Annotated in this window: 7 protein-coding genes; all 7 read right to left on the reverse strand. The window is 43.9% G+C overall.

What is annotated here, in order from left to right:
- A partial coding sequence (locus DP117_RS32200) for a cobyrinate a,c-diamide synthase (RefSeq protein ID WP_169222238.1) occupies nucleotides 1-806 on the reverse strand: 806 nt, incomplete at its 3' end.
- Between the two features lie 191 nt (nucleotides 807-997).
- The gene (opcA, locus tag DP117_RS32205) at nucleotides 998-2,398 is read right to left on the reverse strand and encodes a glucose-6-phosphate dehydrogenase assembly protein OpcA (RefSeq protein ID WP_169222239.1); all 1,401 of its coding nucleotides are present in this window, start codon (nucleotides 2,396-2,398) and stop codon (nucleotides 998-1,000) included.
- 97 nt (nucleotides 2,399-2,495) lie between these two features.
- Entirely contained in the window at nucleotides 2,496-4,025 is a 1,530-nt protein-coding gene (zwf, locus tag DP117_RS32210) for a glucose-6-phosphate dehydrogenase (protein ID WP_169222240.1), read from the reverse strand.
- Nucleotides 4,026-4,388: 363 nt separating this feature from the next.
- Nucleotides 4,389-5,534 carry a transaldolase gene (tal, locus tag DP117_RS32215; RefSeq protein ID WP_169222241.1) on the reverse strand — a complete coding sequence of 382 codons (1,146 nt, stop codon included), beginning with the start codon at nucleotides 5,532-5,534 and terminating at the stop codon, nucleotides 4,389-4,391.
- A 175-nt stretch (nucleotides 5,535-5,709) separates the two neighbouring features.
- Complete coding sequence (gene fbp, locus DP117_RS32220; protein ID WP_169222242.1) at nucleotides 5,710-6,759, reverse strand: class 1 fructose-bisphosphatase; 1,050 nt, start codon at nucleotides 6,757-6,759, stop codon at nucleotides 5,710-5,712.
- 785 nt (nucleotides 6,760-7,544) lie between these two features.
- The gene (locus DP117_RS32225) at nucleotides 7,545-7,820 is read right to left on the reverse strand and encodes an RNA-binding protein (protein WP_169222244.1); all 276 of its coding nucleotides are present in this window, start codon (nucleotides 7,818-7,820) and stop codon (nucleotides 7,545-7,547) included.
- 706 nt (nucleotides 7,821-8,526) lie between these two features.
- Nucleotides 8,527-8,745 (reverse strand): hypothetical protein, encoded by a 219-nt coding sequence (locus DP117_RS32230; protein ID WP_169222243.1) that lies wholly within the window; start codon nucleotides 8,743-8,745, stop codon nucleotides 8,527-8,529.
- Between the last annotated feature and the right edge of the window lie 269 nt (nucleotides 8,746-9,014).

A 9,014-nucleotide genomic window follows, 5' to 3' on the forward strand; every position in this document is an offset into this window, starting at 1 on the left:
GTGGGGAGGTGGGGAGTGTTAGCGAAGCCAGCCGTAGGCAGGAAAGCTTCCCTCCCTTTTTCAGTTTCTCGCTCTCTGGCTTGTGTGTCTCCCTCTTTCCTTGTTCTCAAAAGTGGTAACAAGCGTTCCCAGTCAAAGCAAGTATTTCCCAAATGAGCAAGTCGCTCAATTAAAGCATTCAATTGAGGAAGTTCTGCAGTCGGTACTAAACCTAGGTGTCGATCTGGAATTGTAATATTTTCCTCACGCCGCAGCACTCCAAGAATCGGTAATTGCAGAGGTTCTAGAGCATCTTTGAGAAGAGATAAGTGGCGATCGCTCCCCACTCGATTTAACACCACCCCAGCAATTTTGATTTCTTGATCAAATGAGCAATAACCGTGTGCGATCGCAGCCACAGAACCAGACAACCGACTACAATCTATCACCAAGACCACAGGTAAATCTAGTAACTTACTGACATGAGCCGTACTAGCAAAGTCATTTGCCCCTCTCCTTAGAAAGGAGAGGGGTTGGGGTGAGGTAACTCCATCAAATAACCCCATGACTCCTTCAACTAAAGCATATTCACATAGCTGAGCGTGATGAGTAAAACATTGCTTAACATAAACTTCCGATGTCAGCACTGGGTCTAAATTACGACAAGCACGACCTGTAACATGCCTATGAAACATCGGGTCAATATAATCCGGACCTACCTTGAAAGATTGTACTTGTCTACTTCGTTGACATAAAGATGCCAAAAGGGCGAGCGTGACTGTCGTCTTACCCACCCCACTGCGTTCTCCTGCAATTACTAAAGCCATAAAGAAATCAAAAGTTAAGAGTTACAACTCTTAACTTTTAACTCTTAACGGTTAACTTTTAACCAGTGATTCAGTTATCAGTTATCAGTTAGAAGAAGAATTCAGCAATTTTGAATTCAGTATTCACCAAGAAAGAAATAAAGAATTTAGTTTTTCAACTTCCGACTCCTGACTCCTGACTCCTGACTCCTTCATTGTTCACTGTTAACTGTGTCCTCTTTCACTCCCAACTTGAGTATCTGAGCTGTCAATGCGAGACTTTCTTCAAAAAGTGCCTCATGTCCCCAACGTTGCACTTGCTGACTGAGTAACGCTTCTGCTTTTTGCTCGGAAAGTGAAGTCACTTGTTGAAACACACCACTAGCTTGCGCACCACCTTGTGTTTCCATGCGCATACAACCACCAGTTTCCGAACAGATAAGAGTTCCGCAGTTTGCGTCTGGATTTGTGGAACTAAGCCGTAAGGCAATCAAATCACCAGGAATATCACCCACATCACCAACTGGGACTCCTGCTAACTCTGCTTCGATTTGCCGTTGATCCTGTGCAACGAAGTGAATTTTGGTGATGTCGTAATCTCCGCTTTCTTTTTGATAAGAAACTGGATGCCATTGTAAGCGACTTGCCAGCCAACCCAAAAACATCAGCGCTTGTACAGAGTTGCCTTTCTCGAAATCAATATTAATTCTGTCTATTTCTGTCAGGGCTGCACGACGTTGAGGTGCGTCGTAGGCTTCAGCTGTTAACTCTTGCCATCCTGAAAGACGACGCCAGTTTAAATCGGCAAGTGGTACACCAGATTCTACTAACTCTTGCAAGTTGAGCAAATCGTTTTCTGACTTGTTAAAATTGCACGAGTCCACAATAACATTGTTACACACTCCTGCTATGCGCTTGAACAAAGCATTGTTGAGGTCTGGTGTTGCTTTCCACCAGAGAAACTTGGGCAAGCCACCAATTAACAATGCCTGAATCATACCACCGACTCGTTCTAAAGCAGCGGCTGTTCCTGTTAAAGTAATGTATTCGCAGCAGACGAGTGTATTTGCGGACTGCTTTTGAATTGGGCAGTAGGCAGAAACTTGGGCTGTTACCCCGACATCTTCGCCTGCAATTGGAGTCATGGCAATAATCCGACAGGGGTTGCGGATGGCAATTTCATCAGCAATTCGGGGGCTACCGGCATCTGGAGTGTAAGACGCACTACCAGAACCATTTTCAGCCGTTGTTCCATTCCCATGACGTTTAGCGAGTTCTTCCCGCAATACGGCAAGGGTTTCTTCTGTTGCTGTTCCAGTTTCTGTCAAGCCGTGGGTTTTCTGCACTTCTCGCAGTGCGGCTTGCATCTGCGGACCAAAAATACCATCAATCGGACCTTTGTAAAGTCCCAAAGCAGCCAATAGATACTGGGTTTCCTCGGGTTCGTAAACGACTAAAGTAAATGTTGTGGCGCGAGTCGCAGCAGGAAGCGCACCATCTTCACCAGCAATACCGTAACTTTGCCAGATGCGACTCAGTTCCGCTTCAATGTCTGTCAGCGAAACATCCTTGGGAGCCTGAAGTGAAAAAATTGTAGGAGCTTGGGAAGTCATAACAATTGAAGTATGAAGTATTAAGTTATCAAGTATGAGTTGCCGAAGGATAAAGGAACCAAAAAAATTCTTTTTCTATCCTTTACCCTTCATTGTTCTATAATCTGCGCCAACGGCGACCATCTTGGTTAATTAACAACTCCGCTTCGGCTGGTTCCCAAGTACCAGCTTCATATCGGGGAACAGACGCCGGATCACTTGGCATATCCCAAACAGAAAGGATTGGTGTCACAACCCGCCAGGCGGCTTCTACTTCGTCTCCCCGTGTGAATAATGTCTGGTCGCCCATCATACAATCTAAAAACAGGCGATCGTAGGCATCGGAAGTTGCTTGAATACCAAAAGAACCATAAGTAAAGTCCATGTCAACAGAGCGAGTACGGAATGCTGCTCCTGGCATCTTGACTTCAAAGCGTAGAGAAATTCCTTCGTTCGGCTGAATCCGCATTGCCAAAATATTACCAGCCATTTGTTGGGCAGCAGATGGAAACATCCGAGAAGGAACTTCGCGAAAGTGGATCGAAATCTCACTCACTTTTTTTGGCATCCGCTTACCAGTACGTAAGTAGAATGGAACTCCTTGCCAGCGCCAGTTATCAACCAGAAACTTCACCGCTACATAGGTGGGAGTTGTGGAGTTTTCATTCACTCCCGGTTCTTCATGATAACCAGGCACGGGTTTACCCTTCATCCATCCAGCACTATACTGACCTCGTACTGCAGAACGGTGCAGATTTTGGACATCAGCTAATCGAGTGGCTTGGAGTACCTTCACTTTTTCCGTACGGATGCTATCAGCATCTAAGGAATTGGGAGGTTCAATCGCACTCATGCAAAAAAGTTGCATCAGGTGGTTTTGTAGCATATCCCGCAGTGCGCCGGAACTTTCATAGTATCCGGCTCTGTCTTCAACTCCTACGGTTTCTGCTACAGTAATTTGAACGTGGTCAACAAATTGGCGATTCCATAACGGTTCAAAAATCGCGTTGGCAAAGCGAAACACCAATAGATTCTGAACTGTTTCTTTGCCGAGATAGTGGTCAATCCGATAGACTTGCTCTTCTTTGCAATATTTTTGCACCACTCGGTTGAGACTTTGGGCTGAAGCTAAATCTCGACCAAAGGGTTTTTCAATGACGAGACGATGTTTGTAGGGATCTTCCAGCATCCCCCCTGAACCAAGTTGCTTGATTGCTTCTGGAAAGAAATTCGGTGCAACAGACAAGTAGAACATCCGGTTTCCCCGTGTTCCCCTTTTCTCGTCTAACTCACCCAAGAAATTCTTGAGTTTCTGATAACTTTCGGGTTTATCGATATCACCAGAGCAATAGAACAGACCTTGGGAAAAGTCTTGCCAGAGTTCTTCCGCACCGACACCGCCATGAGCTTCTTCCATGCCCTTGCGCATCTGTTCGCGGAAGTATTCGTGGCTCCAGTCTCGACGTGCTACACCAACTATGGTGAGTTCTGGTGGAACGCGTCGTTCTTGTCGCAGTTTGTACAGTGCTGGTACGAGTTTGCGCCAAGTCAGGTCACCGGAAGCACCAAAGATCACTATGATCTGAGGTTCCGGCATCCGTTGCTGTTGCAGACCAACCCGCAGGGGATTTTCTAGCAGACTGACCATAACAATTTTGAGTTTTGGATGGAGATTTGCGATCTAGAGATTGGGGAACTCGTCCCCAAAAGGGATTAGCAGGACTGTTTCATTTTCCGGAAATCAATGAGCCATCGACTATTAAAAGTTATTTCTATTACCTGATAGCCGTTGTTTACTCTTATTCGCCTCCGCATCGCTCCCCTTATAAAAGGCAAGGAAGAAGCCAATGTTTGATTTTTAGACTAAAACAGTCCTGCAAAACGGATTCAGGGCAATGGAGATTGTGAGTCGTGAGTCGTCAACCAGTTATCTCAACCAGTTATCAATTATCAGTTATCAGCTATTAAACAACTGATAACTGTTCACTGATAACTGTTCACTGATAACTTCTTACACAGGAGACAACTGTTTAACCTTGGTTTCCAAGGAGTTCATCAGCGATTCAAAGGGCTTGACAAACTTATCGATACCTTCAACGAGCAGTTCGTCCATCACTTTGTTGATATCGATGTTGATGTCTGGATCTTTGAGGCTTTCGATGAGTTGGTAAGCTTCTTCTACCCCTGTTTCAACGCGGCTGGCGACGTCGCAGTGGTCAGCACAAGCATCAATTGTCACAGGTGGTAGGGTATTGACAGTATCAGGACCAACTAACTCATCAACATACATCACATCGCTGTAGCTGGGGTCTTTGGTGCTGGTGCTTGCCCACAAAAGGCGCTGCACTGTTGCTCCCTTGGCTGCTAATGCTTTCCAGCTGTCTGTCTGAATAATCTTTTTGTATTCCTGGTAAGCAATTTTCGCGTTGGCGATCGCCACTTTTCCTTTGACAGCTTTCAGCTTAGCTTCTAGATTAATATCATCAACGCCTTTTTTCAATTTTGCGTCAATCTTACTATCGATATTGCTGTCAATTCGGCTCAGGAAGAAGCTGGCGACAGAAGCAATTTTGCTAATATCCTTACCTTCGGCTGCCCGTTTTTCTAAACCAGCAATGTAAGCCCAAGCTGTTTTGATGTAGCTTTCAACAGAGAACAACAGGGTGACGTTGACGTTGATCCCATCGGCTATCACCTGTTCCACTGCTGGCAAACCCGCATTTGTACCAGGAATTTTAATCATGACATTTTCCCGAGCAATTTCTTGGTAATAGCGACGGGCTTCTTTGATTGTTGCCTGTGTATCATCAGCTATGCTTGGTGGAACTTCGATGCTCACATAACCATCCAATCCATTGGTTGCATCATAAACGGGGCGTAGAATATCACACGCGTTACGGATATCTGCGAAAGCTAGCGATTCGTAAATTTTATCTGTTGGTAATCCTTCGCGGATTCCTGCTTCTATATCGGCATCATAAATCGCGTTTCCGGCGATCGCTTTTTCAAAGATGGCTGGGTTGGAGGTAATCCCACAGATTCCTTTATTTTCAACCAGCTCTTTGAGTTCGCCAGATTGAATAATATCACGGCTCAAATTATCCATCCAGATGCTTTGACCGTACTTTTTAATTTCCAGTAATTGATTAGTTGCCATAGCTGTATTCCTTTGACTCCTGCTTCTAATGTATCCAAGTGACGTTTGTCAAGCTGTGAGTTTTTGGTTTTTAGTTGTGAGTTGTTCTACTGACTCATCACAACTTTAGTCCTACTCACCACTCACTCATGGCTTATGTGCCTACTACACCTTAAACTGCGCTTTTCCCGCTCTTCTAGTGACCGTTTTGAATGAAAGATTCTACCTTTGCTACATCTTTTGGGCTTCCAATAATCAAAGGTGTGCGCTGGTGCAGTTTTTTCGGTACTACGTCTAAGATATTCATATGTCCCGTAGTGGCGCGACCACCTGCTTGCTCGATGACAAAGGCTAGGGGAGCAGATTCATAAAGTAAGCGCAGTTTGCCTTCAGGTTTTGGAAGTGTCCCTGGGTAAAGAAACACACCGCCTTGAAGCAAAATTCTGTGGATATCACTTACCATTGCCCCGCTATAGCGAGCAGTGTAGCCTTCTGTTCTGTGGACATAACGAACATATTCCCGAATCGGTTCATCCCACTGCCAAAAGTTACCTTCGTTGACGCTGTATACAGGACCGTGCTCAGGAATCCGGATGTTTTCTTCTGTAAGGATAAACTCCCCTAAACTAGGGTCAAGGGTAAATGAATGAACTCCCTTACCAATAGTATAGACCAGCATTGTGCTGGGACCATATAAGATGTAACCTGCTGCAATTTGCTGGTGTCCAGGAGCTAACAGATCATCGGCTTCACCATTGAGGTCATTTCCTTGCTGTTGGCAAATTGCGAAGATAGAACCCAAACTGAGATTTGTATCAGTGTTGGATGAGCCATCAATTGGGTCATACAAAAGAGTGTAGCGACCTATAGGGCAGTTTTCAGGAATGTAATAAGGTTTTTCCATTTCCTCGGAAGCTAGGCGACAAACTAAGCCGCTTTGCTTGAAAACTGAGATAAAGACATCATTAGCATAGACATCCATCTTTTTGACGGATTCTCCCTGGACATTGACTTCCCCTGTAAATCCCAGAACTCCTTCCATTAAACCCGCACGGCTGAGGCGACGAGCAATCAGTTTGCCAGCTAAGGCGATCCGATTCATGAGCGCACTCAGATCCTGTGCTTGGGGTGAAAAGCTCTGAAGTTGCTGCAGAACATGACGGGATAATGTTGTACAATCGCGATCCAACGCTTTGTCTATGACTTCGTTCGTATCCAACTCTAAAGATTCCGGCGCTCTAGCCATTTTCTAACCTTCCTAGAGACTAGGTATTTGTTGGGTTCGTCCCGTGCTTTGCAACTTGTGGTTGCTGCCTCTATCTTAGAAAGGTTATTTGACAAGTTGAATGTGATTTTAGATAAACTAAAGAAATGAATTGCTTATGGGTCACGACAAAGCTCAGTCACCACTTTCAGATGATGTACTTGAGTAAGCCTACTCAGGCTTCAGGAAGATTTAGATACAACAGTTGTCTTGTTTGAGAGATATGTGTAGATCTACAGACTTGCCCAAATGCACTTGTACAAGAAAAAGTATCTTTTTACTAAAAAGAGTTGCTATCTAGCATCATTCGCTGGGAAGATTTCGACAAGAATGGGAAAACAAAAGAAGCAAACGCTCCATTCAAAGTTGTTCAAGTTTTGTTAAAAATACTTTGGCATTTGAAAAACCGACTCATTATGACCATAATTTTGGAGTCACAACTCGTCGGGAATAACTTTTCACTTGAACAATGAAGTCAGCAATCGAGAATCTGTCCTGTGTGTACGCACTCTTTGTTCATTATTTAGAATGCAATTGAGATAGGGATTGTAGACCACTATTGAGAAGATTTTGTTTGGGGCACTGAACCCAAAACTCACATGAGCGTCGCACACTTGGCATTCTGCCTCCTAGCGACTTGCCTGGAATTGTTTATTGTTCATCGAAACTGATTTCATTCATGATTGTTTCTAGATATTTCAGCCACCAGTAGCTTGCATAACTAGGAAACAATTTGTTATTATAGTATCTCATCGAGCTTAAGACTATTATCTTTTCACCCAACTACTTCGTCGTTCCTCCTCGCGCGGTTTAGCCTTATTGACTCTGAGTTGACGACCCATCCATTCAGCACCATCCAATTCTGTAATAGCTGCATCCTCCTGGGCTTCTTCATTCATGTCTACAAAGGCAAAGCCGCGCAATCGACCAGTTTCGCGGTCAGTAGGTAAAACGACTCTTTGAACCTCGCCATATTCTGCAAATACTACTTTTAAATCTGCCTCTGTGGCGCGGTAGGAGAGATTTCCAACGTAAATAGTCATGTGAATCACGTAAGTCGCAACGAAGAGCGAATCATTCAGCGTCACAATAGGTATGACAAACAGCACAGCATGCTTTTGTCTTGCCTGATTCACCAATGGCAAAGAGCGTGGGAAAGAGTGAACCAACAAAGTTGAATCTTCTTAGGACTTGACCAGTGGTTGGGCTGAATTTTCGCATACGCTACATATCATAACTGATTTTGTCAATTTTCAAAGTATGAGATTTTACAATCATTTATCAATTGAAATTAGCTTGACTTATGAGTTGCTATAGATGTGGAAATTTCAATTTTTAATGCTCCGCAGAAACGAAAAGAAAGAATTGAAAAAACACTGGGATTTAATGTCAATTTTTGTACAATAACAATAGAATAATTTTATACAAACACAAGAGCAGTTGCTCGATAAATACAACACATACACCAAATTTTCAATTTGGTGGTGCTTCGTTGGTGGCGCGTCTGAATTCCCCACTGGTTAATTCTGAATTCTGATCTCTGTTAGCTGCGCGGGACGCAGTCCATACTGAATTCTTCTTCACTTAGGTATTGTTGCTGTGAGCGTTGTGGCTATTTGACTGAGTTTTCTTTCTGCTTTTTAAGAAGAGTATCGAATTTTGACGTTGCTAAAGATACTAAGAAAAGCTTTGTATCCTTAGTATCCTTGCTTCTTTGGGTAAAATTTCAAGAAAAATGAGTCGTCAGCTCTATTCAATGCTAATTGACTGAGGACCACTAGCTTTGCCATTATGTGCTTGTGTGGGTTCAGTCGTGTTTGTAGTTGAGCCGAGTTGCTCAGACAGCCAGCTTTTCACAGGATCGTCATTCAGGTTGAGTCGCAGCAAACCAGAGACGAAACCGCCCATAAAGGAGACTGGATGCTGAGTGAATTGTTTCAATATTGGTGTTAATTCATCAATGAACATGAGGAATCTCCTGTGACTGTGTTCAAAATTCTAGTGAAGTACCCCACCGTATTTAGAGATGGGGCTTTGTGTCTCATTCGCTGTTGTTCTGGTGACTACACTCATTGTTGAATGTTCTTCACAGAAGGTATGAGGACGTTAGTAATGAGCACTGATGTCAGATTTTCACTACAAGCACCGTTCTTGTTTTCGATACTATAGCTGTTCTCGGTTGCGTGCAATACATCACTGTAGAAAAGAAACACCTCCCTCCCTCCCTCACTCAAGCT

This window comes from Brasilonema sp. UFV-L1 (genome assembly GCF_012912105.1).
In the GTDB taxonomy this organism is placed as follows: domain Bacteria; phylum Cyanobacteriota; class Cyanobacteriia; order Cyanobacteriales; family Nostocaceae; genus Brasilonema.

What these genes read in the sequence shown, in the direction of transcription:
- tal (WP_169222241.1), bottom strand. Translation starts at nt 5,534, where the DNA reads ATGGCAACTAATCAATTACTGGAAATTAAAAAGTACGGTCAAAGCATC.
- DP117_RS32225 (WP_169222244.1), bottom strand. Translation starts at nt 7,820, where the DNA reads ATGACTATTTACGTTGGAAATCTCTCCTACCGCGCCACAGAGGCAGAT.
- zwf (WP_169222240.1), bottom strand. Translation starts at nt 4,025, where the DNA reads ATGGTCAGTCTGCTAGAAAATCCCCTGCGGGTTGGTCTGCAACAGCAA.
- fbp (WP_169222242.1), bottom strand. Translation starts at nt 6,759, where the DNA reads ATGGCTAGAGCGCCGGAATCTTTAGAGTTGGATACGAACGAAGTCATA.
- DP117_RS32230 (WP_169222243.1), bottom strand. Translation starts at nt 8,745, where the DNA reads ATGTTCATTGATGAATTAACACCAATATTGAAACAATTCACTCAGCAT.
- opcA (WP_169222239.1), bottom strand. Translation starts at nt 2,398, where the DNA reads ATGACTTCCCAAGCTCCTACAATTTTTTCACTTCAGGCTCCCAAGGAT.